21 protein-coding genes are annotated in these 23,381 nt (G+C 71.6%); 14 read left to right on the forward strand and 7 right to left on the reverse strand.

Annotated features, from left to right (window positions below; translation table 11 throughout):
- Positions 1–18 precede the first annotated feature (18 nt).
- Positions 19–774 carry a dienelactone hydrolase family protein gene (locus LN251_RS30965; protein ID WP_458247463.1) on the forward strand — a complete coding sequence of 252 codons (756 nt, stop codon included), beginning with the start codon at positions 19–21 and terminating at the stop codon, positions 772–774.
- Between the two features lie 161 nt (positions 775–935).
- On the forward strand, positions 936–2,135 hold the full coding sequence (locus tag LN251_RS30970; RefSeq protein WP_458247464.1) for a glycoside hydrolase family 64 protein: 1,200 nt from the start codon (positions 936–938) through the stop codon (positions 2,133–2,135).
- Between the two features lie 50 nt (positions 2,136–2,185).
- Here the strand turns inward: LN251_RS30970 and LN251_RS30975 are convergent, their stop codons facing one another.
- On the reverse strand, positions 2,186–4,579 hold the full coding sequence (locus LN251_RS30975; protein WP_458247465.1) for a M4 family metallopeptidase: 2,394 nt from the start codon (positions 4,577–4,579) through the stop codon (positions 2,186–2,188).
- A 791-nt stretch (positions 4,580–5,370) separates the two neighbouring features.
- On the opposite strand from LN251_RS30975, the gene LN251_RS30980 reads away from it, so the two are divergent.
- From LN251_RS30980 to LN251_RS30995, 4 genes are all read left to right on the forward strand, one after another.
- Complete coding sequence (locus LN251_RS30980; RefSeq protein ID WP_458247466.1) at positions 5,371–5,913, forward strand: FABP family protein; 543 nt, start codon at positions 5,371–5,373, stop codon at positions 5,911–5,913.
- A gap of 249 nt (positions 5,914–6,162) precedes the next feature.
- Complete coding sequence (locus LN251_RS30985) at positions 6,163–7,188, forward strand: 6-phosphofructokinase (RefSeq protein WP_458247467.1); 1,026 nt, start codon at positions 6,163–6,165, stop codon at positions 7,186–7,188.
- A 117-nt stretch (positions 7,189–7,305) separates the two neighbouring features.
- A complete protein-coding gene (locus LN251_RS30990; RefSeq protein ID WP_458247468.1) occupies positions 7,306–8,358 on the forward strand; it encodes a class I fructose-bisphosphate aldolase in 1,053 nt (350 codons plus the stop codon).
- Between the two features lie 186 nt (positions 8,359–8,544).
- Positions 8,545–9,684 (forward strand): site-2 protease family protein, encoded by a 1,140-nt coding sequence (locus LN251_RS30995; RefSeq protein WP_458247469.1) that lies wholly within the window; start codon positions 8,545–8,547, stop codon positions 9,682–9,684.
- A 40-nt stretch (positions 9,685–9,724) separates the two neighbouring features.
- Here LN251_RS30995 and LN251_RS31000 read toward each other — a convergent pair whose 3' ends face one another.
- Entirely contained in the window at positions 9,725–12,001 is a 2,277-nt protein-coding gene (locus LN251_RS31000; protein WP_458247470.1) for a zinc-dependent metalloprotease, read from the reverse strand.
- A gap of 115 nt (positions 12,002–12,116) precedes the next feature.
- Here LN251_RS31000 and LN251_RS31005 point away from each other — a divergent pair, with 115 nt between their 5' ends.
- A complete protein-coding gene (locus tag LN251_RS31005) occupies positions 12,117–13,622 on the forward strand; it encodes a metallophosphoesterase family protein (RefSeq protein ID WP_458247471.1) in 1,506 nt (501 codons plus the stop codon).
- Between the two features lie 92 nt (positions 13,623–13,714).
- Positions 13,715–14,743 carry an LLM class flavin-dependent oxidoreductase gene (locus LN251_RS31010; RefSeq protein ID WP_458247472.1) on the forward strand — a complete coding sequence of 343 codons (1,029 nt, stop codon included), beginning with the start codon at positions 13,715–13,717 and terminating at the stop codon, positions 14,741–14,743.
- Between the two features lie 2 nt (positions 14,744–14,745).
- On the opposite strand, the gene LN251_RS31015 is transcribed toward LN251_RS31010, so the two are convergent.
- Complete coding sequence (locus LN251_RS31015) at positions 14,746–15,720, reverse strand: TauD/TfdA dioxygenase family protein (RefSeq protein ID WP_458247473.1); 975 nt, start codon at positions 15,718–15,720, stop codon at positions 14,746–14,748.
- Between the two features lie 125 nt (positions 15,721–15,845).
- Here LN251_RS31015 and LN251_RS31020 point away from each other — a divergent pair, with 125 nt between their 5' ends.
- The 4 genes from LN251_RS31020 to LN251_RS31035 all read left to right on the forward strand — a co-directional run bounded on the left by LN251_RS31020 (position 15,846) and on the right by LN251_RS31035 (position 18,056).
- Positions 15,846–16,676 carry an aldo/keto reductase gene (locus tag LN251_RS31020; RefSeq protein WP_458247474.1) on the forward strand — a complete coding sequence of 277 codons (831 nt, stop codon included), beginning with the start codon at positions 15,846–15,848 and terminating at the stop codon, positions 16,674–16,676.
- Between the two features lie 55 nt (positions 16,677–16,731).
- On the forward strand, positions 16,732–17,349 hold the full coding sequence (locus LN251_RS31025; protein WP_458247475.1) for a DNA polymerase ligase N-terminal domain-containing protein: 618 nt from the start codon (positions 16,732–16,734) through the stop codon (positions 17,347–17,349).
- 6 nt (positions 17,350–17,355) lie between these two features.
- Positions 17,356–17,505: a hypothetical protein gene (locus LN251_RS31030; RefSeq protein WP_458247476.1), complete on the forward strand. Its 150-nt coding sequence runs from the start codon at positions 17,356–17,358 to the stop codon at positions 17,503–17,505.
- Positions 17,506–17,621: 116 nt separating this feature from the next.
- On the forward strand, positions 17,622–18,056 hold the full coding sequence (locus LN251_RS31035; protein WP_458247477.1) for a cupin domain-containing protein: 435 nt from the start codon (positions 17,622–17,624) through the stop codon (positions 18,054–18,056).
- A gap of 57 nt (positions 18,057–18,113) precedes the next feature.
- Here the strand turns inward: LN251_RS31035 and LN251_RS31040 are convergent, their stop codons facing one another.
- The 3 genes from LN251_RS31040 to LN251_RS31050 form a co-directional block, all read right to left on the reverse strand.
- The gene (locus LN251_RS31040; RefSeq protein ID WP_458247478.1) at positions 18,114–18,584 is read right to left on the reverse strand and encodes a peroxiredoxin; all 471 of its coding nucleotides are present in this window, start codon (positions 18,582–18,584) and stop codon (positions 18,114–18,116) included.
- The gene (locus LN251_RS31045) at positions 18,581–18,961 is read right to left on the reverse strand and encodes a DoxX family protein (protein ID WP_403954333.1); all 381 of its coding nucleotides are present in this window, start codon (positions 18,959–18,961) and stop codon (positions 18,581–18,583) included. Before LN251_RS31045 ends, LN251_RS31040 begins: the two co-directional genes overlap by 4 nt.
- A gap of 96 nt (positions 18,962–19,057) precedes the next feature.
- A complete protein-coding gene (locus tag LN251_RS31050; RefSeq protein ID WP_458247479.1) occupies positions 19,058–19,708 on the reverse strand; it encodes a TetR/AcrR family transcriptional regulator in 651 nt (216 codons plus the stop codon).
- A gap of 287 nt (positions 19,709–19,995) precedes the next feature.
- Here LN251_RS31050 and LN251_RS31055 point away from each other — a divergent pair, with 287 nt between their 5' ends.
- A complete protein-coding gene (locus LN251_RS31055; RefSeq protein ID WP_458247480.1) occupies positions 19,996–21,474 on the forward strand; it encodes an MFS transporter in 1,479 nt (492 codons plus the stop codon).
- A gap of 272 nt (positions 21,475–21,746) precedes the next feature.
- Here LN251_RS31055 and LN251_RS31060 read toward each other — a convergent pair whose 3' ends face one another.
- Positions 21,747–22,448: a TetR/AcrR family transcriptional regulator gene (locus tag LN251_RS31060; protein ID WP_458247481.1), complete on the reverse strand. Its 702-nt coding sequence runs from the start codon at positions 22,446–22,448 to the stop codon at positions 21,747–21,749.
- A gap of 114 nt (positions 22,449–22,562) precedes the next feature.
- Between LN251_RS31060 and LN251_RS31065 the strand changes: the two genes are divergently transcribed.
- Positions 22,563–23,312: an SDR family oxidoreductase gene (locus tag LN251_RS31065; protein WP_458247482.1), complete on the forward strand. Its 750-nt coding sequence runs from the start codon at positions 22,563–22,565 to the stop codon at positions 23,310–23,312.
- The last annotated feature ends 69 nt before the right edge of the window (positions 23,313–23,381 follow it).

Genomic DNA, 23,381 nt, shown 5'->3' on the forward strand with positions numbered 1-23,381 from the left:
CAGAGAGGCACCCCCCCCATGACCTCCGTACAGGGAACAGCCGTCGACATCACCACCGAGGACGGCGTCGCGGACGCCTATGTGGCGCATCCCGACGACGGCCTGCCGCACCCCGGCGTCCTGCTCTACATGGACGCCTTCGGCCTGCGTCCGCACCTGGAGTCGATGGCTCGCCGGCTGGCCGAGGCCGGCTACGCGGTGCTGGTGCCCAACGTCTTCTACCGGCACGGCCGTTCACCGGTGTTCGACCTGCCGGAGTTCATCGATCCCGCGGCCCGGCCGCAGATCTGGGAGCAGGTCGCACCGGTGATGATGTCCCACACCCCGGACCTCGCCAAGCGGGACGCCGGCGTGTATCTGCGGTGGCTGGCCGACTCCCCGCTGGTGGCCGCGGGCAAGGTCGCCGTGACCGGCTACTGCATGGGCGCACGCCTGGCCCTGTACACGGCGGGCACCTACCCGGACCGGGTCGCGGCGGTGGCCGGTTTCCACGGCGGTCACCTGGCCACGGACGCACCGGACAGCCCGCACACGGTGATCCCGGACGTCACCGCCGAGGTGTACTTCGGTCACGCCGACGAGGACCCCTCCATGTCGCCCGAGCAGCAGCAGCGACTGGAGGAGGCACTGACGGCGGCGGGCGTGCGCCACCGGTGCGAGGTCTACCCGGGCGCGCACCACGGGTACACGCAGGCGGACACGGCCGCCTACGACAAGGAGGGCGCGGAGCGGCACTGGGCCACGCTGCTCGACCTCCTGGGACGCACCTTCTGACATGTCGCTTCGGGTGCCCGCCGGTTCGCTCGGCGGGCGCCCCCCCATTTCCCACACGGCGAATTTGTTGACATGCACGCAACCTGGATGTCACTTTGAGAGCGCTCTCAGAAACAGGTACGGACCAACCCCTCGAGTGACCCCACACACGGAGGTGGAGCGTGCGTCACAAGCTCCTTCGACGGCTGTCGGCCCCCACAGCCGCAGCCGCACTGATCGCCGCGGCGATCGCCGTCCAGTCGCCATCGACGGCCGAGGCGGCCGTCCCCGCGACGATCCCGCTGAAGGTGACCAACAACTCGGGCCGCGGCGACGCGGTCTACGTCTACACGATCGGCACCCTGCTCTCCACGGGCCAGCAGGGCTGGGCGGACGCGAGCGGCACCTTCCACGCGTGGCCCGCCGGCGGCAACCCGCCGACACCCGCGCCGGACGCGTCGATCCCGGGTCCCGCCGCCGGCCAGTCGAAGACGATCCAGATCCCCAAGTTCTCCGGCCGGATCTACTTCTCCTACGGCCAGAAGCTCGTGTTCAAGCTGACCACCGGCGGTCTGGTGCAGCCCGCGGTGCAGAACCCGAGCGACCCCAACCACGACATCCTCTTCAACTGGTCCGAGTACACCCTCAACGACTCCGGGCTGTGGATCAACAGCACGCAGGTCGACATGTTCTCCGCGCCCTACGCGGTGGGCGTGCAGCGGGCCGACGGCAGCACGGCCTCCACCGGTCACCTCAAGTCGGGCGGGTACAACGGCGTGCTGAACGACCTGCGCGGCAGGTCCGGCGGCTGGGCGGGGCTGATCCAGACCCGCTCCGACGGCACGGTGCTGCGCGCGCTGTCCCCGGGCCACGGGCTGGAGTCCGGCGCCCTGCCGGCGTCCGTCATGGACGACTACATCAACCGCGTCTGGCAGAAGTACGCCTCGTCGACCCTGACCGTCACTCCCTTCACCGACCAGCCCAACACCAAGTACTACGGCAAGGTCTCGGGCGGCGTCATGAACTTCACCAACGGCTCCGGCGCGGTCGTCACCAGCTTCCAGAAGCCGGACGCGGACAGCGTCTTCGGCTGCCACAAACTGCTCGACGCCCCCAACGACCAGGTGCGCGGACCCATTTCGCGCACCCTGTGCGCGGGCTTCAACCGCACCACGCTCCTGACCAACCCCAGCCAGCCGGACAGCTCATCGGCGAACTTCTACCAGGACGCGGTGACCAACCAGTACGCGCGCGCCATCCACGCGCAGATGGCCGACGGCAAGGCCTACGCGTTCGCCTTCGACGACGTCGGCAACCACGAGTCGCTCGTCCAGGACGGCAGCCCGCAGCAGGCGTATCTGACGCTCGACCCGTTCAACTGACGGCAAAAGGGCCTCACCCACGGGGGTGAGGCCCTTTTGGTGCGAGGGGATCAGCCGGTCGTCAGGGCGGTGTCGTCCACGACGAAGCTGGTCTGGAGCGAGGAGTCCTCGACACCGCTGAACTTCAGGGTGACGGTCGAGCCCGCGAACGAGCTCAGGTTGAAGGACTTCTGCGCGTAGCCGGAGGCGGCGTTCAGGTTCGAGTACGTCGCCAGGGTGGTCGAACCGGCGGTGACCGTCAGCTTGTCGTACGCGGTGCTGCTGGTGGTCTCCGCGGTGTCGATGTGCAGGTAGAAGGTGAGCGTCGCCTTGCAGCCGCTCGGGATGGTCACCGACTGCGACAGGGTGTCGGTGTGGCTGGAGCCGTAGCCGTCCAGCCAGGCGTAGTACGAGCCGCCGTGGGCGCTCTCACCGGTGGAGTTGGTGATGACCCCGCTGGTGGACGACCAGGTGGTGCTGCCCGACTCGAAGCCCTGGTTGCCCAGGAGCTGGGCGGAGGTGCAGGTGCCGCCGCCGCTGGAGCTGACCGTCCAGGTGAAGGAGGCGGTGCCGGTGGCACCCGTGCTGTCGGTCACCGTGACGGTCGAGCTGTAGGTGCCGGCCGTGGTCGGGGTGCCGGAGATCACGCCGGTGGAGCTGTTGATCGACAGACCGGTCGGCAGTCCGCTCGCGGCGTAGGACAGCGAGCCACTGTTGGTGCTGCCGGCCGAGATCTGCAGGCTCACCGCGGTGCCGACGGTGGAGGACTGGCTGCCCGGGTTGGTGACCGTGACGCCCGACGAGGGCGGGGTGATGTGGCTGCCGACGTTGATACCGGCGAAGGCGTTGCCCACTCCGGCGTACTGGGTGGAGCCGGTGCCGTACAGCGCGGCGGCGGCGTTCAGCGCGGCGGTGCGGGCCCCGGCGTAGTTGGTGCTCGACGTCATGTACGTCGTCAGCGCCTTGTACCAGATCTGCAGGGCCGCGGCCCTGCCGATGCCGGTGACGGCGACGCCGTCGGAGGTCGGGCTGTTGTAGGTGACGCCGTTGATGGTCTTGGTGCCGCTGCCCTCGGAGAGCAGGTAGAACATGTGGTTCGCCGGACCCGAGGAGTAGTGCACGTCGAGGTTGCCGACGCCCGAGTACCAACTGTCCGCGGAGCCGCCGTCCTTGCTCGGCTTGTCCATGTAACGCAGCGGCGAGCCGTCGCCGTTGATGTCGATCTTCTCGCCGATGAGGTAGTCGCCGACGTCGCTGCTGTTGTTGGCGTAGAACTCCACGCCCGTGCCGAAGATGTCGGAGGTCGCCTCGTTCAGGCCGCCGGACTCGCCGCTGTAGTCCAGGCCCGCGGTGTTGGAGGTGACGCCGTGGCTCATCTCGTGCCCGGCCACGTCCAGCGAGGTGAGCGCGTGGGTGCCGCCCGAGCCGTCGCCGTAGGTCATGCAGAAGCAGCTGTCGTCCCAGAAGGCGTTGACGTAGCTGCTGCTGTAGTGGACGCGGGAGTAGGCGGCGACCCCGTCGTTCTTGATGCCGGAGCGGCCGAAGGTGTTCTTGTAGAAGTCCCACGTCATCTGGGCGCCGTAGGCGGCGTCCGCGCCGGCGGTCTGGGTGTTGGAGCCGGAACCGGTGCCCCAGACGTCGTCGGAGTCCGTCATCAGGGTGCCGGTGCCCGACGTGCCGTTGTTGAGGTTGTACGTCTTGTGACCGCCGCGCGTGGTGTCGTACAGCTGGTACGTCGAGCCCGACAGTGTCGTGTTCAGCGTGACCGTGCCGCTGTACTGGGTGTTGCCGGTGCCGGTCTCGATCGCCTGGAAGCGGTGGAGTTCCTTGCCCGTGGTGGCGTCGGTGATGACGTGCAGCCTGCTGGGCGTGCCGTCGTCCTGGAAGCCGCTGACCACGGTCTCCCAGGCCAGCTTCGGGGTGCCGGTGCCCGCCCAGATGACCTTGCGGGCGCTGTCGGCCTTGGGCTGCTTGGCGTCCAGGGCCTTGGCCGCCGTGAGGGCCTTCGTCTCGGCGGCCGACTTGGCGACGTCCGCCGTGGTCGAGGCGACCTTGATGGTGTGCTTGTTGTTGAACGTCGAGCTCACCGTGCCGGCCGCGAGGGAGGCGGGCGGGGTGTGCACGACCAGGTCGCCGCCGAGGACGGGCAGCCCGGCGTAGGTGCGCTCGTAGCGGGTGTGCACCGTGCCGTCGTTGTCCTTGACGACATCCTTGACGACCAGCTTCTCCTTGGCGCCCAGGCCGAGGGTGCGGGCGGTCGCGCCGGTCTTCTCGGACGCGCTCTTGATCAGAGCGGTGCGCTGGGCCGGGGAGAGCTTCGCCTCCAGGCCACCGGTGCGGAGGGGGGTGGGGTGGGGGGCTGCGGGCTGCGCGTTCGCCGGGACCGACTGGATGCCGACGGCGAAGAGGGCGGCGGTGGAGAGCAGGGCTCCCACCGCGATCCGCTTGCGGGGATTGGGTCTCACTCGTTCTCCTACTGCGGTGGCCGCGTGGGGCGGCCGATGACAGACCGGACAGACGGGCGTACTGACCGGGACGAGCCGAGCTGTGCGGGACCGACTGCGTGTCGAGAACGTGGGGGGTGTGTGCGGCGGTTGGAGGGAGAATGGCAGGTTGACCGTGGCATGTCAGCGACGTCAGGGCTAATCGAGGGTTATCCCTCTGCGCCGGGGACATCGCTCGGGAAACCCCGAACTCCTCCTGCCACGAACTGATTTCACGTTCATGAAAATCTCGGTCACTTTCGCCGAAGGGGTGCCGGCGACCTCCGGCACCGCGCTCGCCGGAGACGGAAATCGGTTGCGGCGTGGTCGGCGGGCCGGGCCCTCGACCCCGGCAACGCCTACGACCCTCTCGGCTGCCTCTTCGGCATCCGGAACAGCTTCGGCTTCCACCTGCTCGCCGAAGGAAGCGGTCTGCCGACGGACGCCTCGGACGGCCTGCCGGCCACCTTCCGGGCATGGGGCGGCGACGCACGCGGTACGACCTGGATCAGCTGGACGGGGCTGGAGGCCGCCGACTGGGACGAGACGGACGCGTCCGGCCGGGTGAGCCGGAGGTGCGTCGCCGAGCCGGGGACCCGGTGGGCGGCGGTCTGGGACGTGATGCGCACGCTCGCCGGTCTGCACGGGTCCTCGTACGCGCGGCTCGTGGTCCGGTTCGACTGAGCGCGGAACGACAGCGCCGCGACCACCCACGTCAGCGGGTGTGCCCCTAGGCTTGCAGCCCGGATGGGAACGGCTTGAGGAGTGCAGACGTGTTCGACCCCGCGGTGGAGTGCCCCTATCCCGACGGCGTGCGGCCCGACGCGGCGCCCGAGCCGCACACGCTGCTCGCGCCCGTACTCGGGTTCCTGGGCAGGTGGCACGGGCGGGGCCACGGCGGTTACCCCACCCTCGACGGGGACTTCGCGTACGCCCAGAACGTCGTCCTCAGCCACGACGGCCGGCCCTTCCTGCGCTACGAGGCACAGGCCTGGCTGCTGGACGCGGACGGTGCGCCGCTGCGGCCCGCGGCGCGGGAGAGCGGCTGGTGGCGGCTGCAGCCCGACGGGCGGGTGGAGGCGATGATCACCCAGCCCACCGGCATCGCCGAGATCGCGGTCGGCCGCGCGGCCGGCGGGACGCTCGAACTCGCCACGCACCAGGTGGCACTCACCCCGACCGCCAAGCGCGTCGACGCCACCGGTCGCCGCTACACCCTCACCGACGACGACACGCTCGCGTTCGAGCACGAGCTCGCGGCCGTCGGCCTGCCGTTGCAGCATCACCTGTCCGCGACCCTGCGCCGCGTGCAGTAGACCGTCACGGCGTCGAAGGTCCTCGGCCGCGTGCGGTAGACCGTCACGGGGCCGAAGGTCCTCGCCGGCGGGCCGCCCGGGAGTCGCCGCCGGGACTCCTGGCGCCCATGATGGAGGAAGAGACACCTGGCTCTCCGGGTGCCCATCCGCGGAGGTGGACCGACGACGTCGCCGGGCATGCGGGCGTCGTGCGGCGCGTCACGCCGGGATCGAAGGCCGGCCTCCGCCCGGGGGGATAGGGAGGAAGCCATGAAGATCGCAGTGCTGACCGGCGGCGGCGACTGCCCCGGTCTCAACGCCGTCATCCGCAGCGTCGTCCGGAAGGGCGTCCAGGACTACGGCTTCGAGTTCGTCGGTGTGCGCGACGGCTGGCTGGGCGCGCTGCGCAACAACATGATCCCGCTCGACGTCTCCGCGGTGCGCGGCATCCTGCCGCGCGGCGGAACCATCCTCGGGTCCTCCCGCACCAACCCGTTCAAGCACGAGGACGGGGTGCGGCGCATCCGGGAGACCCTGGCCGCGCACGACGTCGAGGCGATGATCGTGATCGGTGGCGAGGACACGCTCGGAGCCGCCACGGAGCTGAGCCGGCAGGGGATCAAGCTGGTCGGTGTCCCCAAGACCATCGACAACGACGTGGCCGGCACCGACTACACCTTCGGCTTCGACACCGCCGTCGGCATCGCGACCGAGGCCATCGACCGGCTGCACACCACGGCCGAGTCGCACATGCGGACCCTGGTGGTGGAGGTCATGGGCCGTCACTCCGGTTGGATCGCCCTGCACGCCGGCGTCGCCGGCGGCGCCAACGTGATCCTCCTCCCGGAGCGGCCGTTCGACATCGACCAGGTCTGCGCGTGGGTGAAGAAGCGCTTCGAGACCAACTACGCCCCGATCGTCGTCGCCGCCGAGGGAGCCGTTCCCAAAGAGGGCGAGATGGTCCTCAAGGACCAGTCACATGACGAGTACGGCCATGTGCGGCTGTCCGGCATCGGCGAATGGCTCGCCCGGGAGATCGAGGGACGCACGGGCACCGAGGCCCGCACCACGGTCCTCGGGCACGTCCAGCGCGGCGGCATCCCGAGCGCCTTCGACCGCTGGCTGGCCACGCGCTTCGGCCTGCACGCCGTGGACGCGGTCAAGGACGGAGCCTTCGGCACGATGGTCGCCCTGCGCGGCACCGACATCGTCCGGATCCCGCTCGACGAGACGCGAGGCAGGATCAAGGTGGTCGATCCGGCGCTGTACGACGAGTTCGAGGTGTTCTTCGGCTGAGGGGAGGGCCGTTCGACCTCCGCCGGGTGCCCAACGGGCTCTGCCACCGCGCCGCGCCGCGCCGCACGGTGGCAGTGGGCCGAGAGACGGCCGTACGACCGCGGTGGGGGTGTGACGATGACCGACATCCAAGGCTTGCTGGGTGACGAGGCGAAGGACCTGCTGACCCATGTCGCCCTGGGGATTCCCAAAGAGGACCTGGTGCTGCCGGGCCACGACTTCGTCGACCGGGTCGTGGCCGACACCGACCGCTCACCCCGCGTGCTGCGCAACCTCCAGGCCCTCTTCGGACACGGCCGGCTGGCCGGCACCGGATACGTGTCGATCCTGCCCGTCGACCAGGGCATCGAGCACTCGGCGGCGTCCGCGTTCGCCCCCAACCCCCGCTACCTCGACCCCGCGAACATCGTCGAACTGGCCGTCGAGGGCGGCTGCAACGCCGTCGCCAGCACCCTGGGGGTGCTCGGGGCGGTGTCCCGGCGCTACGCGCACCGCATCCCGTTCATCGTGAAGCTCAACCACAACGAACTGCTGACCTACCCCAACCACTACGACCAGGTCATGTTCGGCAGCGTCCAGCAGTGCTTCGACCTCGGCGCGGCCGGCGTCGGCGCCACGGTGTACTTCGGCTCCGAACAGGCCGACCGCCAGCTGCGCGAGGTCGGCGAGGCCTTCGCCCGCGCCCACGAGCTCGGCATGTTCACCGTGCTGTGGTGCTACCTGCGCAACACGGCGTTCAAGAAGGACGGCGTGGACTACTCGGCGTCGGCCGACCTCACCGGCCAGGCCAACCACCTCGGCGTGACCATCGAGGCCGACATCGTCAAGCAGAAGCAGGCGGAGAACAACGGCGGCTACCGCGCCCTGGGCTTCGGCAGGACCGACCCGCTCGTCTACGACACCCTCACCACCGACCATCCGATCGACCTCACACGCTGGCAGGTGGCCAACTGCTACATGGGCCGCGTCGGACTGATCAACAGCGGGGGCGCGTCGGCCGGCCAGGGCGACCTCGCCCAGGCCGTCCGGACCGCGGTCATCAACAAGCGGGCCGGGGGCACCGGCCTGATCACCGGCCGCAAGGCCTTCCAGCGGCCCACCGTCGAGGGCATCGAACTCCTGAACGCCGTGCAGGACGTCTACCTCGACGACAGCGTCACCATCGCCTGACGGTGACGCCCCGGACCGGCCGGGCAAGGGGCGGGCAGAACCGTCCGACCGTCCCGGACAAGGCCCGATCGACCCACGCCCCGCCGCCCGCTCCCGCGCGACGATGACAGTACGGGAGCGGGCGGCGGGGCACACGCGCACCGGTCACCGCTCCCGCCGACCGGGCGTTTCGAGGCGGTGAGCCCGATGAAGGAGACGTTGAGTCTGGGGCGGATCGCCGGCGTCCGGGTCGGCCTGAACTGGAGCGTCCTGTTCATCATCGCCCTGGTGGCCTTCACCCTCGCCGAGGGCCGCTTCCCCGACGCCCACCCCGGCCACCCGGCCTGGGCCTACTGGGCATCGGCACTGTCGGCGTCGGTGGTGTTCCTCGCCTCGCTGCTCGCGCACGAACTCGCCCACGCCGTCGTCGCCCGCCGCAACGGCGTGCAGGTCGACGGCATCACCTTGTGGATGCTCGGCGGCGTCGCCCGCCTGCACAGCGAGGCTCCCCCGCCCGCCGCGGAGCTGCGCATCGCGGGGGTGGGGCCGCTGACCAGTGCCGTGGCGGGCGGGGGGTTCCTGGGGCTGGCCGTGTGGCTGGACGCCCTGCACGTCTCGGGGCTGGTGGTCGAGGCGGTCGCGTGGCTCGCCGCGATCAACATCGTGCTCGCCGTCTTCAACGCGCTGCCGGCCGCCCCGCTGGACGGCGGACGGCTGCTGCGCGCCTTCCTGTGGCACCGCACCGGGGACCGGATGCGGGCCACGCACGGCGCCGCGGCCGCGGGACGCGCCCTCGGCTGGTTCATGATCGTGACCGGATTCGGCGCCATGGTCCTCACCGGCGACCTGACCGGCCTTTGGCCCGCGCTCATCGGCTGGTTCCTGGTCACCACCGCGACCGCCGAAGAACGCCAGACACAGCTGCGCGGAGTACTGGACGAGACCCCCGTCGGCCGCGTGATGACCCCCGACCCGATCACCGTCCCCGGCACCATGCCCCTGGCGGCCTTCCTGTCCGAGGGCCCCTTCGGCCGCTACCGCCACTCCGCCTTCCCCGTCCTCGCCCCGGACGGCACCGCCGCCGGTCTCGTCACCGTGCGCCTCATCGAGCACAGCCCGCTCCGGGCCCGCTCGACCACGACGATCGGCGAGGTGATGCGCCCGCTTCCCGAGGTGGTCACCGCCGTGCCGGACGACCTGGTCGTGGACCTCCTGCCCCGGCTGCAGACGAGTCGGGACCGGCGCGCCCTCGTGCTCGACGGCGGTCGCGTCGTCGGCATCGTCGCCCTCGCCGACATCACCCGGGCCCTGTCCTGGCTCACCACGACCACCCGTCCCCAGGCGTGACACCTCGGGGTCCGTCGGCCCGGCGACCGGCCTCGCGGCCTCAGTTGGGGGCGCCCGGCGGCACCCTCGGCAGCGGTTCCAGACGGACCGTGCCGGGGTCGGCCAGGAAGCCACTGATCAGGTCGGCCGCCTCGCGCTGCCCGTCGTGGCCACCCTGCCGCAGCTCGGCGGCGAACCGGCCCAGGGCGCTGCGCAGTGCCGTGCGGACGGCGGCGTGCAGAGCGCCCTCCCGCAGAACGGTCAGCAGGTGGTTCAGCAGCGTCCAGGCGGCCGTGTACTGGACGGCGACTCCACCGGGGAGATCCGTCGGCACCGGGTCCGTGCGGCGCCAGGTGACGGTCAGCAGCGTGTCGACGAGCTCGGTGACGCCGGGGGAGGCCGGGTCGGTGGCGTGCTGCCAGGCGACCCGGTTGAGGCGAGCCGGTTCCAGGAGCTGTTCGGTGACCAGGGTGACGGCGACCCGGACGGCGTCGAGCGGGTCGAAGATCCGTCCGGCGGCGCTGTCGAGGTACTGATCCGTGCGGCCGTAGCGGATCGCCGGCGGCGTCACGGCACTCAACGCCGCCTGTGGCAGGCCGAGTTGTTCGGCGCGCAGGAGCCCGGCCAGGCCGGTCAGGGCCGTCCGCTGGATGGCCGCGTCCACGGCTTCGGTGCCGTGGCCGTCCTCGCCGGCCAGGCCGTAGGCGTAACGGACCCCGCCGACGAGCCGGGCCACGGCGATCACCTCGTGGCGGTGCAGGAGGTGCAGGAGCGTCAGCCGTTCCTCCAGTTCGCCGGTCTGCCGGTCGGGTGGGAGAACACCGCGCGAGAACCCCTCCAGCGCGATGCGCCGGACCCGCAGCATCGTCTCCAGGGCCTGCGGCGCGTCCCCGCCCGTCACCCAGGTGACGGCGTCCGCGTGGGCCGCCCGGGAGCCCTGGGCGTCCTCGTCGGAGACGAAGCGCAGACCCGATCCGGCGGCCTCGGCGCGCAGTTGGGCCAGGGCCGCGTCCTCGTCGGCGAACTGCCCGTAGGCGTGGGCGACGAGGAAGTGGTCCCAGGGGCCGAGCCCGGTACTGTACGCGTCGGACAGGCCGATGCGGTCGTCGCCGGTGACGGTGACGCGGGCGTGCGGGTAGTCCATGACGGACGGCTTCGGGTGGGTCGTACTGGCGAAGTTGTGCATGAACCCCAGCGCGTGGCCGATCTCGTGGGCGGCCAGGTGACGCAGTCGCGCGAGCACCAACTCCTCGACGGCCGCGAGCCGTTCGGCCTCGTCGGGTTGCCCGTAGGGGGCGAGCAGGGCCTCGCCGAGGGCGCGGACCTGCTCCAGGCGCTGGGAGCCGAGGCGGACCCGGGCGTGCAGGATCTCGCCGGTGCGAGGGTCGGTCAGTCCCTGCCCGAGCGACCAGCCGCGGCCCGAACGGTGCACCCACACCACGCCGTTGACGCCCACCTCGTACGGGTCGAACGTCTCGTCGCCGGCCTCGACCCGGTAGGCGTCCGGCAGCCCGATCAGCGCGAAGGCCTCCCGCCACCAGTTGCCGCCCTCGATCACCGCCGAGCGGAAGGGCTCCGGGACGGCAGGGTCGACCCGGAACACGATCGGCTCGGCTTCCGGGCCGGCCCGGAAGCGCGGCTGCATCCTCACCTGTGTGTCGCCCACGCCGATCCGGCCGTGATCGGCGTAACCGATCCCGTATCCGCCGGAGTTGGGGTGGAAGCGCCGCACCGGCAGCGGTTCGGACGGCAGGCGGACCAGGTTGAGCTGCTGGACGACCGTAAGGGCACGGGGGTCGGCGGCGACCGCTCGGACCGCCGTGCCGCGGCCGGGTCCGGCGAAGGTGAGAAGGGCGGGCAGCCGGGTGCCGGACGGGCCGGTGCGGCTGTCCGCGACGAGCGGCAGACTGCGGGAGTCGTCGACGGCGTACTCTCCCTGGTCCTCGTCGTACAGGTACTGGGCGATCCGGTCGTGGTCGGCCAGGGCGAGGCCGGTGGCGTCCACGACCGCCGCGCCGTTCTCCTCGCTCAGCACCGGGCCGCTCCACACCACGGACACCGGGAACGACTCCTGCCCCGCGCGCACGGCGGCCGCGTCGCCGTAGGTCTGGAAGTGCTTGTTGCGGACGACGAGCAGCGCCCGGTCCCCGATCCGCCGGAACTCCGCGAGCCGCGTCTTGCCCGCCCTCCCCCGGTCCAGCCGCAACTCGCTGGAGCCCAGGCCCTGGGAGAGGGAGACGGTGAGCAGGAAGGGCTCGTCGAAGTGGCGGATGCCCAGCAGCAGCCGGCCGCCCGGCCGGTCCGGATCGGGCACCAGGTCGATGAAGTCGGCGGTCATACGGGACCTTTCGCGCGGACGGACCTCGGTCGTGATCCTCCCTCAGGCCCGGCACCGCCGCCATGGCGACGCACCCCCCTCTCGTCCGCCGCTTGATCGTTGTTACCGTGCACCGGTGTCTGACTCCTCACGCGATACCGCCGAGGGCGCCGGCTGGGGCGCCGCGGAACCCGGCGAGTACAAGCGGCTGATGCCCGCCAAGGTCGAGAAGCTCTCCTGGCTCGACCCCAGGACGCTGTGGTCCGCCCGCAACGGTGTACTGGCCTCCTGGTTCGGCGACCCCACAGGCGAGACCCGCAGCCGTTGGGTGGCCGAGCGGGAAGCGGCCGGTGCCCCGGCCGACAAGGTGATCCGGCGCGCGGACCCGGACCGGTTCTCCTTCATGGTCGTCGGCGACACCGGTGAGGGCGACGCCCCCCAGTACGCCGTCGTGCCGGGCTTCCTGAAGGTGGGTCAGGGCACGGACTTCGCGGTCATCACCAGCGACGTCATCTACCCGGTGGGCAGCGCCGACGACTACGGCACCAAGTTCTTCCGCCCCTACCGGGACTACCCTGCGCCGATCTACGCGATACCCGGCAACCACGACTGGTACGAGGGCCTCGGCGCCTTCATGCGCGTCTTCTGCGGGGACGCCCCGCCGCTTCCCGCGGAGCCCGCGCCGCGACGGCTCAGCCGGGCCTGGTGGAGGTCGCTGCTGTGGCACCGCCCGCGCCCGACGGACGGTCAGCATCTCGACGAGGCGCGGCGGTTGCGGTCCGCCGTCACACAACAGTCCGTCCAGCCGGGCCCGTACTGGGCGATCGACGCCGGTCCGCTGCGGCTCATAGGCATCGACACGGGTCTGCTCGGCACCATCGACGCCGAACAGGGCGCCTGGCTGCGGGAGGTCTCCCAGGGACCCCGCCCGAAGATCCTCATCACCGGCTCGCCCCTGTACGTCGACGGTGAACACCACCCGTGCACGATCGAAGGGGGCGGCGGCACGGTCGACGACATCGTCCGCGACCCCGAGCACCACTTCGTGGCGGCGATCGGCGGCGACATCCACAACTACCAGCGCTATCCGGTCCAGGTGGACGGCCGCACCATCCAGTACGTCGTCTCGGGCGGCGGCGGGGCGTTCATGCACGCCACCCACACCATCCCCCGTGTGAACATCGCGAACGTGACGGAGAAGGACTTCCGCTGCTATCCGCTGCGCGGTGACTCCCTGGCCTTCTACAGCCGGCTCTACGGGCGCCGCCTGCGCCTGCGCCGCTTCTTCACCCTCACCGAGGCCGAGGCCACGGCGGTCGTCGCCGAACGGCTGGGCATCACGCCCACGCGCGCGCCCGGCGGCCCCGTCCGCGTGACCCGCCGCATCCGCCTCGTGGCGAGCCTGCTCGGCGCGGGCGGTCGCCCCGACCGCACCTCCCGCTTCCGCCTCCCGGTCCGCAAGATCTACACGCAGCTGTTCTCCCCCGGTTCGGCCACCTACAGCCCGCCCTTCTTCAAGCAGTTCCTGCGCCTGGATGTCACCCCCGACGCCGTCCGGCTGCGGTGCTTCGCGGCCACCGGCACTCTCGCCCAGGAGATCGAGCCGCCCGTCGAGGACGAGGTGACCATTCCGCTGGCCTGACCATGCGCTCCCGGCGGCGGGGAACACCTGCCGCGGGGACCTGGTTGGCACTGCCGTACTGCTTGACACGTCAAACACCTACGGAGCAGCCGGTGCCGCCGATCTCCCGTCCTCTGCGCAAGCTCGGTTTCCTGACCATCGGCCTGTTCGACGAGGACGATCCCCGCCGGGGCCACGAATCCACCCTGGAGATCATCGAGCTGGGTGAGCGGCTGGGCTTCGACAGCGCCTGGCTGCGCCACCGGCATCTGCAGTACGGCATCTCCTCCCCCGTCGCCGTCATGGCGGCGGCCTCGCAGCGCACCCGACGCATCGAACTCGGCACCGCGGTCATCCCGCTGGGCTGGGAGAACCCGCTGCGGCTGGCCGAGGACCTGGCGACCGTGGACATCCTGTCCGGCGGCCGGGTCAACCCGGGCGTCAGCGTGGGCCCGCCGATGCATTTCGACCAGGTCAAGGAGGCGCTCTACCCGGACACGGCCGCCGCCGAGGACTTCTCCTACGAGCGGGTGCGGCGGCTGCTGGACCTGGTGCGCGGCACGAGAGCCACCGACTTCAGCGGGGTGCGGGGCTTCGAGGTGTTCTCCGACCGCGTGCAGCCGCACTCGCCCGGTCTGGGCAAGCGCCTGTGGTACGGCGGCGGCAGCCTGAGCTCGGCGCGCTGGGCGGGCGAGCACGGCATGAACTTCCTGACCAGCAGCGTCGTCAAGGCCGAGGCGGCGGACGGGCCGTTCGACTTCGCCGAGATCCAGCTGTCCCACATCCGCGCCTTCCGCGCCCACCACCCCGACGGCGAGCACGCCCGGGTGTCCCAGGGCCTGGTGGTCATCCCCACCGACTCCGCCTCGCCCGAACAGCGAGCCAGGTACGAGGAGTACGCCGCCGGACGCACCCCTCGCACGACGTCACCGCAGGGACCGGCACGGCTGCTGTTCGCACCGGACATCGTCGGCACCTCGCAGGAGATCGCCGAGCGGCTGCACGCGCATGCCGCGTTCCGCGAGGTGGACGAGGTGGCGTTCGCCCTGCCGTTCACCTTCGCGCACGAGGACTATGTGCAGATCCTGACCGACATGGCGACGCGGCTCGGCCCGGCGCTGGGGTGGCGGCCCTCCGTCTGAGCTCACCACTTCCCGGGTTCGGTGCCGACCACGGGCTGCGACGGCGTGCCGTCCACGCCGACCGGTACGTCGCCCGTGAGCATGACCCGGTGCATGATCCGCGGGAAGCCGAGGTGGGCGTTGTCGCCGGGCGCCAGATGGATGGTCGCCCGGTTGTCCCAGAAGGCGACGCTGCCCGGCTCCCAGCGGAAACGCACGGTGTACTCCGGCCGCACCGCCTGCTCCAGCAGCATCTCCAGCAGGGCCCGGCTCTCCGGCCGGGACACGTCGACGATCTGCTCGACGTAGTAGCCGTTGACGTACAGCACCCGCTCCCCCGTCTCCGGGTGCACGCGCACCAGCGGGTGGACGGAGGCGACCTGGTGGTCCAGCAGGTGCCGCAGGTACGCGTCGTCGCCGGGCCGGGGCTGGTAGCCCACCCCGAGCCGGTGCTCGGCGCGCAGTCCGTCGACGAACTCCCGCACCGGCGCGGACAGCCCGGCGTACGCGGCCGCCAGATTGGCCCAGGTCGTGTCGCCGCCGTAGGGCGGTACGGTCTCGGCGCGCAGGATCGTGGCGGCGGGCGGGTCGATCCGGGCACCGTGGTCGCAGTGCCAGCCGCGCAGCAGGGTGTGGCGCCGGCGCTGCAGCCACTCGTCGTGCTCCATGCCGAACCGTCCGCCCAGTTCCAGCCGGTCGGCGGTGGTCTCCACCTCGGGGACGTCCGGTGGTGAGGCGCTGCCCCGTTTGCGCAGGACGACGGGTTCGCCGAAGCGGCGCGCGAAGGCCACGTGCCGGGCGTGGTCGAGCCGTTGCCCGCGGAAGAACACCACCTTCCAGCGCAGCACGGCCGCCCGGATCGCGGCGACCACCGCGTCGTCGAGGGCGTCGGCCAGGTCGACGCCGGTGATCTCGGCTCCGATGTGTCCGGCGACCGGTTGCACCTCGACGCCCGCGGCCCGGCCCGCTTCCGCCACCGCGTCCCACTCCGTCGTCATAGCCACTCCGTCACTCGTGCGCATCGTTCTCCCCCACGCCCCTCATCCCCACCTGTGCGTTTGATCAAGCCCCGTTCCGTGCGTGACGCTGGAGGTCCGGCACAGTCGAGGGAAGGGTCCCCCCCGTGGTCAGCATCCCGACGCACACGCTCAACGACGGCACACGGCTTCCCGCGGTCGGCCTGGGCACCTGGCCGATGAGCGACGCCGAGGCGGAACGCGCCGTCGCCGAGGCGCTGGGCCTGGGCTGTCGCCTGGTCGACACGGCCACCAACTACCGCAACGAGTCCGGAGTGGGCCTCGGCATCGCCCGCGGCGGCGTGCCCCGCGAGGAGATCGTGGTCACCACGAAGCTCCCGGGGCGCGACCACGGCTACGAGGAGACCCTCGCCTCCTTCGAGGCCTCCCGCCGCCGGCTCGGCCTGGAGTACGTGGACCTGTATCTGATCCACTGGCCGCTTCCCCGGGTCGACCGGTACGTCGACGCGTGGCGGGCGATGATCAAGCTCCGCGAGGACGGCCTGGTCCGCTCCGTCGGCGTCTCCAACTTCACCCCGGGGCACATCGAGCGGCTGGAGAAGGAGACCGGAGTCCTGCCGTCCGTCAACCAGATCGAGCTGCACCCGCTCTTCCCGCAGGAGGAGCTGCGCGCCTTCCACACCGCCAAGGGCATCCTCACCGAGAGCTGGAGCCCGCTGGGCCGCGGCAGCGACCTGCTCGACGACCCGGCGCTCGTCTCGATCGCCGAGGACCTCGGCGTGAGCCCCGGCCAGGTCGTGCTGCGCTGGCACATCCAGCTCGGCGCGGTGCCCATCCCGAAGTCGTCGGACCCGGGGCGGCAGCGCGCGAACCTCGACGTGTTCGGCTTCGAACTGGACGCGGGGCAGATGCGGGCCGTCGCCGGCCGGGCCCACCGCCGCCTGGGCGGTGACCCCGAGGTGCACGAGGAGTTCTGAGGCGCCCGCGGGGTACTCGCGGGCCCGCGAGGCAGGACGCACGAAGGGAGCGGAAGTGGGTGACCGGGACCGGCTGCGGGAGTACCGCGGCAAACGCGATGTCCGGCGGAGCGGGGAGCCGGAGGGACGGTCCGCGTCCGCGGACGGCGCACCCCGCTTCGTCGTGCAGATCCACGACGCCTCCACCCTGCACTTCGACTTCCGGCTCCAGGTGGGCGACGTGCTGAAGTCGTGGTCCGTCCCGAAGGGCCCCTCCGACGACCCCCACGACAAGCGGCTGGCCGTGCCCACGGAGGACCATCCGCTGCGGTACGAGGAGTTCGAGGGCGTCATCCCGGAGGGCGAGTACGGCGGCGGCACCGTGATCGTCTGGGACCACGGCACCTATCAGCCGCTCAGCCACGACCGCCGAGGGCGGCCGGTCGACTTCGAGGAGTCACTGGAGCACGGGCACGCCCGGTTCCGGCTGAAGGGCGCCAAACTCCACGGCGAGTACGCGCTGACCCGGTTCCGCGGCGGCAAGGACGAGGACGGGCGGGAGTCCTGGCTGCTGGTGAAGGCCGGCGGCGAACGGGGCCAAGGGCACGGGACGCCCGATCCGCGGCGGGCCCGCTCGGTGACCAGCGGCCGTACGCTCGCGCAGGTCGCCGCGGACGACGACGGACGGAAGTGAGCGGCCGTGCCGGGGCTGTTCGACTCGCTCTCCGAGGAACAGCGCGGGCTGCTGCGCACGTCGCGTTCGGGGACGGACATCGCCGCACGGCCCATGCCGGCCACGCTGAGCGACCGGCGGGAGTTCTCCGAGGCGGGCGAGTGGGACTCGGCTTGAGCGAACCGGGTGACGAGGTGGCCGGATTGACGCGTTCCGGCCCCAACGGCCCTTCCGGGCCTCTATCTTCACGGCGGTACTCGATCTTCGCCCCTCGTCCGGAAGGCCGTTCAAGCATGCGCACCGCACTCCGCAGCGCCGTCGTCGGCGCGATCGTCACCGGTTCTGTCCTGACCTGCGGCACCGCCGGGGCCACGCCGCCCGGACCGGGGGTGACCGCGAAGCTGATCAGCACGACCACCGTCGGGGACACCGACTACGTGCTGCGCGAGATCACCGTCCCACCGGGCCAGAGCACCGGCTGGCACTACCACGACGGCGTGGTCTACGGCTTCGTCCGCCAGGGCACGCTGAACCACTACCACGCCGACTGCGCCCGCGACGGCGTCTACCGGAAGGGCACCACGGTCCGCGAGCCGGGCGGCCCCGGCGACGTCCACCTGGGCCGCAACGAGGGCGACACCCCGCTGGTCCTCGACGTGCTGTACGTGCTGCCGCACGGCGCGCCGTACTCGGAGGACGTCCCGAACCCGGGCTGCTCCTTCCAGTGACCACACCGGGGGCGGCGGCGAAACGGAGGGCCGGCACGGCCCTCCGTTTCCGTGCGGTCACTTCTGTCGTGCGGCCCGCAGGGCCTCGAGGGCCCGGTCGGCGTGGGTGTTCATGCGCAGCTCGCTGCGGACGACCTCGAGGACGGTGCGGTCCTGCCCGATGACGAAGGTGACCCGCTTGGTCGGCGCCAGGGAGAAGCCCCGCTTGACGCCGAACCGCTCCCGGATCGCGCCGTCGGCGTCGGACAGCAGCGGCATGCCGAGAGTGTGCCGGTCGGCGAACTCCTGCTGCCGTTCGACGGTGTCGCCGCTGATGCCGACCGGCCGGGCGCCGGCCTCGGCGAATTCGGCGGCCAGATCGCGGAAGTGGCATGCCTCCGCGGTGCAGCCCGCGGTGAGCGCGCCGGGGTAGAAGAAGAGCACGACCGGTCCGTCGGCGAGCAGTTCGGACAGGGTGCGGACGGTGCCGGTCTCGTCGGGCAGTTCGAAGTCGTCGACCTTGTCGCCGAGGTTCACGGACCGGCTCATGCGGCACCCTCCCCGTTCTTCGCGACGCTGCGGGCCCACAGGACGAGGGGCAACTGCAGCGGCAGCCGCCCCAGAGCGGCGGCCTTCTGCGGCGCGGGCCGGTCCGCCCAGTCGACGGCCATCTTGACGTTGGCGGGGAAGACGCCGACGAAGAACGCGGCGGCGGCGAGGGCCGCCGTCTTCCTGGTGCGGGGCAGCGCGATGCCCGCCGCGAGCGCGAGTTCCGCGGCACCGCTGACGTACGTCCAGGTTCTCGGCGCACCCGGCAGGGAGCGCGGGACGATCGCGTCGAACTGGCGGGGAACGGCGAAGTGGGCGGTGCCCGCGGCGGCAAGCAGACCGGCGAGCAGCAGGGGCGAGCGTTCGGACCGTGGCACGGTTCCTCCTCTGATGACCTGCCGGGCGATGTTACCGGAGGGTAGAGAGGCCTCGTGATCGCCCTCCCCACAAGGCAGCCGGGATTGCCGACCGCGTCAGGGCCGGTTCGCCACGGGCGCCAGCCACAGGCCGACGAGCGCGTCGGCGAGACCGGTCGCGGCGTCGTCCCATGTGGCCCGCGGGGTGGGCCGGTGCTCGGCGAGCGCGCGCTCGCGTTCGGCGGGCATCTGCACGATCAGATGACGTGCCATCTCGCCCCGCTCGGCGCGGACCTCGGGCGGCAGGTCGGGCAGACAGGCGGTGAGTCCGTCGATGATCCGCCGAAGCGACGGGGAGGTGAGGGACTCCTCGACGACGATCTGGTGCAGTACGGGGTCGGTCATGATCTGCGCGCAGAAGCGGGCGTACCAGGTGGGACCGTCCAAGGCCGCGAGGTGCTGCGGGACGGGGCGCACCAGGCAGTCCACCCAGTCGCGCACGTCCGGTGAGTCGCCGATGCCGGCCAGCAGCCGGGCGCGGATCTCCTCGATCTGCGTCGCGTGTTTGCGGACGATGGCGCGCACCAGGTCGGCCTTGGTGCCGAAGTGGTAGCCGACAGCGGTGTTGTTGCCCTGTCCGGCGGCCTCGCTGACCTGACGGTTGGAGACGGCGTTGACCCCGCGTTCGGCGAACAGCCGCTCGGCGGCGGTCAGGATCAGCTCCCTGGTCGCGCTGACCTGTTCCGCCCGTGCCGTCCTGGCCGCCATGCTCACCACCGCACCGGGACTTCGTTCAGCCCGCGCCGACCAGTCCCTCGAGCCGTCGCAGGTCCGCCGCGCGTGCGGCGGGTTCCAGCTAGGGAAGCCTACGCAATCCCCTGTTCAGGACGGATTGCGGCTCCCCGCCGGACCGAGCCGCCCATCGCCGCGCCCTTCACGCACGTCCGGCGAGGACCCGGCGGACGCCGGGCGCACCGAACCCGTAAACTAAGTCAATCGCCTGCCTTAAAAGCAGATCGGGTTTCCGGCTTCTCCCTGCCCATGGAGGCTTCTTCATGTCCGACGTCCTTCCCAGTCCGGCGATCCCGGGCGGACCGGCCGCACCGCGGTCCAGCGCCGTGGTGGCCGTGCTGGCCTTCGCCGGCATCGTCGTATCGCTGATGCAGACGCTGGTCATCCCGATCGTCCCGGAGCTGCCGAAGCTGCTGGACGCCCCCGCCGCGGACACGGCCTGGGCGGTGACCGCCACGCTGCTGGCCGCCGCGGTGGCGACGCCCGTCGTGGGCCGCCTCGGCGACATGTTCGGCAAGCGGCGCATGCTGCTGGTCAGCGTGGTGCTGCTGGTTGCGGGCTCGGTCGTCTGCGCGCTCAGCGAGTCGCTGGCCCCGATGATCGTCGGACGGGCGGTGCAGGGACTTGCGGCGGCGGTCGTGCCGCTGGGCATCAGCATCATGCGCGACGAGCTGCCCACCGAGCGGCTGGCCGGGGCCACGGCGCTGATGAGCGCCTCCCTCGGCGTCGGCGGCGCTCTGGGCCTGCCGACGGCGGCACTGATCGCGGACCACTTCGACTGGCACGTACTGTTCTGGGCCTCGGCCGGCATGGGCGCGGTGGCCCTGGCGCTGGTCCTGCTCTTCGTGCCCGAGTCCCAGGTGCGCTCCGGGGGCCGCTTCGACGCCGTCGGCGGCGTCGGCATGGCGGTGGGGCTCGTGTCCCTGCTGCTGGCCATATCCAAGGGCGCCGACTGGGGCTGGACCGACGGCACGACCCTCGGGCTGTTCGCCGTGGCGGTCGTGGTGCTCCTCGCGTGGGGCTTCTTCGAACTGCGTACGGCCGAACCCCTGGTGGACCTGCGCACCACCGCCCGCCGTCAGGTCCTGGTGACCAACCTCGCCTCGATCGCGATCGGCTTCTCGATGTTCGCGATGTCCCTGGTCCTGCCCCAACTGCTGCAGCTGCCCTCGCAGACGGGCTACGGCCTGGGCAAGTCGCTCCTGACCGCCGGCCTGGTGATGGCGCCGTCCGGTCTGGTGATGATGGCGTTCGCTCCGGTGTCCGCGGCCGTCTCCAAGGCGAAGGGACCGAAGGTGACGCTGATGATCGGCGCGCTGATCGTGGCCTGCGGGTACGGCCTGAACATCGTGCTGATGTCCGAGGTGTGGCACCTGGTGCTGGTGTCGTGCGTCATCGGCGCCGGTATCGGCTTCACCTACGGCGCCATGCCGGCCCTGATCATGGGTGCCGTGGACCCGTCGGAGACCGCGGCCGCCAACAGCCTCAACACGCTGATGCGGTCGATCGGCACCTCCGTGGCCAGTGCGCTCGCCGGTGTCGTCCTGTCCCACCTGACGATCGACCTCGGCGGCTACGCGCTGCCGTCGCAGAACGGCTTCAAGGTCGTCATGGCCCTCGGCGCCGGAGCCGCGCTGCTGGCCTTCGCCGTGGCGTGGTTCATCCCGAACCGCCGAACCGCCGTCACGGACGCGCCGGCACCCGCGGCCCAGCCTTCGGCCGACACCTCCAAGGTGGGCTGACCCGCCTGCCACCGGTGGCCGCGGACCGACGGCCCGCGGCCACCAGCCGCGCCCTCTGCGGGTCGTACTGTGGGGCCTTTTGCGGGGGTCTTCGAGGGGCCGGCAAGCTCCCCCGGCGGATCTCCAGGGCGCATTCGCGACCACCGCATGAAGGCCGCGCCCGGCAGCCCGCGCGAAGCCGCGTCGCCCCACGGAACCTCGGCGTCCGTGCACCGCGGGAGCGCTACGAGGCCGCGCGGCGAACGGCGCCCCCTCCCGTAGTGGCCCGCCGGTCAGCCGGCGGACAGCTTGTCCAGCCACTGGCCCAGGAGGGCCGATTCGGCCGGGGTGAAGGACGGGGACCGCGCGGCACGCAGCCGGGCCGCCAGTGTGGCCGCGGCAACCGGCACGCCCGTGTCCCCGTCGCCCGCGGGGCCGGCCGACTCGTCGGAGGGCGGCCGGGTGACCGAGTCGAGCACGGCGTCGCGCAGCCGCTCGGCGAACGCCGGGTCCGGGTACTGCTCCGGTCTGGTGAGCAGGGACAAGGCCGCCCCGACATTGGCGGACATGATCATCTGTGTGGCGAGGGCGGGCGGGACGGTGAGCCGGCCGGCGGCGGCGCAGCGTTCCAGAATCCCGTGCAGCAGGGCGTGCGCCTCCTGCGCAGCGGCGGGCGGGACCGTCAGTTCGGGTGAGTACATCAGCCGGTAGTGGTTGGGGTGCTCCAGCGCGAAGCGCATGTGGTTGTCCCAGCCACTGCGCAGGTCGGCGACGGGATCGTCACCGGGCCGCGCCGCCCGCTTGGAGGCGAGGTACGCCTCGAAGCCGTGGTCGACGACGGCGGCCAGCAGCCCGGCCTTGTCCCCGAACAACCGGTAGAGCATCGGCGCGCCCACACCCGCCGCCTCGCACACCGCCCGTGTGGAGACGTCGGCGACCGACGCCTCGGCCAGCAGCTCGGTGGCCGCTTCCAGGATCTTCTCCCGCGCATCCATGGGACCACCGTACGCCACGCGTAGCGTCGATACGAAATCTCCTGTACCAACGCTACGCAGCCGTGTTATCGTCGATACGAAGAAGCCGTAACGGCGATAACAAAGGATGACGTCATGACCACTCAGACCCAGCAGGACCGGCCGGTGGCGATCGTGACCGGTGGATCACGCGGCATCGGGCGGCAGGTCGCCCGGCGGCTCGCCGCCGACGGGTTCGCGGTCGTCGTCGGGTACGCGGGCAACAAGGACGCCGCGGACGAGGTCGTCCAGGCGGTCGAGGCGGCAGGTGGCACGGCGTACGCCGCCCGCGCGGACGTCGGCGACGAGGCCGAGGTCGCCGCCCTGTTCGATCTGGCGGAGGCCACCTACGGCGGTGTCGACGCGGTCGTGCACGCGGCCGGACGGATGCCCCTGTCCCCCGTCTCCGAGCTCGATCTGGACGAGCTGGACGCCCTGTACCGCACCAACATCCGCGGCACGTTCGTGGTCGACCAGCAGGCCGCGCGCCGGCTGCGACCGGGCGGAGCACTCGTCAACTTCTCCAGCTCCGTCGTGGGACTCGCCTTCCCCGGCTACGGCGCCTACGCCGCGAGCAAGGGCGCGGTCGAGGCGCTCACGCTGATCCTCGCCCGGGAGATGCGGGGCCGTGACGTCACGGTCAACGCCGTGGCACCCGGCCCGACGGCGACCGACCTCTTCCTCGACGGCAAGGACGAGGAGACCGTCGCCCGGCTGGCCGCACAGCCGCCGCTGGAACGCCTCGGGACGCCGGAGGACATAGCCGGTGTCGTGTCCTTCCTCGTGGGCCGCGAGGGCCGCTGGGTCAACGGGCAGGTGCTGCGGGCCAACGGCGGCATCATCTGACGGCAGCGCCGTTCAGGGGAAACCGGTGGGCCGGGCGCGTGACGGCGGGCGGCAGCGTCGAGAACTCAC

This window comes from Streptomyces sp. MAI_2237 (assembly GCF_054189285.1).

Bases quoted from the DNA above. Each gene is read 5' to 3' on its own strand.
- LN251_RS30965 (WP_458247463.1), top strand. From the start codon at position 19: ATGACCTCCGTACAGGGAACAGCCGTCGACATCACCACCGAGGACGGC.
- LN251_RS30985 (WP_458247467.1), top strand. From the start codon at position 6,163: ATGAAGATCGCAGTGCTGACCGGCGGCGGCGACTGCCCCGGTCTCAAC.
- LN251_RS30990 (WP_458247468.1), top strand. From the start codon at position 7,306: ATGACCGACATCCAAGGCTTGCTGGGTGACGAGGCGAAGGACCTGCTG.
- LN251_RS30995 (WP_458247469.1), top strand. From the start codon at position 8,545: ATGAAGGAGACGTTGAGTCTGGGGCGGATCGCCGGCGTCCGGGTCGGC.
- LN251_RS31000 (WP_458247470.1), bottom strand. From the start codon at position 12,001: ATGACCGCCGACTTCATCGACCTGGTGCCCGATCCGGACCGGCCGGGC.
- LN251_RS31015 (WP_458247473.1), bottom strand. From the start codon at position 15,720: ATGACGACGGAGTGGGACGCGGTGGCGGAAGCGGGCCGGGCCGCGGGC.
- LN251_RS31035 (WP_458247477.1), top strand. From the start codon at position 17,622: ATGCGCACCGCACTCCGCAGCGCCGTCGTCGGCGCGATCGTCACCGGT.
- LN251_RS31040 (WP_458247478.1), bottom strand. From the start codon at position 18,584: ATGAGCCGGTCCGTGAACCTCGGCGACAAGGTCGACGACTTCGAACTG.
- LN251_RS31050 (WP_458247479.1), bottom strand. From the start codon at position 19,708: ATGGCGGCCAGGACGGCACGGGCGGAACAGGTCAGCGCGACCAGGGAG.
- LN251_RS31055 (WP_458247480.1), top strand. From the start codon at position 19,996: ATGTCCGACGTCCTTCCCAGTCCGGCGATCCCGGGCGGACCGGCCGCA.
- LN251_RS31060 (WP_458247481.1), bottom strand. From the start codon at position 22,448: ATGGATGCGCGGGAGAAGATCCTGGAAGCGGCCACCGAGCTGCTGGCC.
- LN251_RS31065 (WP_458247482.1), top strand. From the start codon at position 22,563: ATGACCACTCAGACCCAGCAGGACCGGCCGGTGGCGATCGTGACCGGT.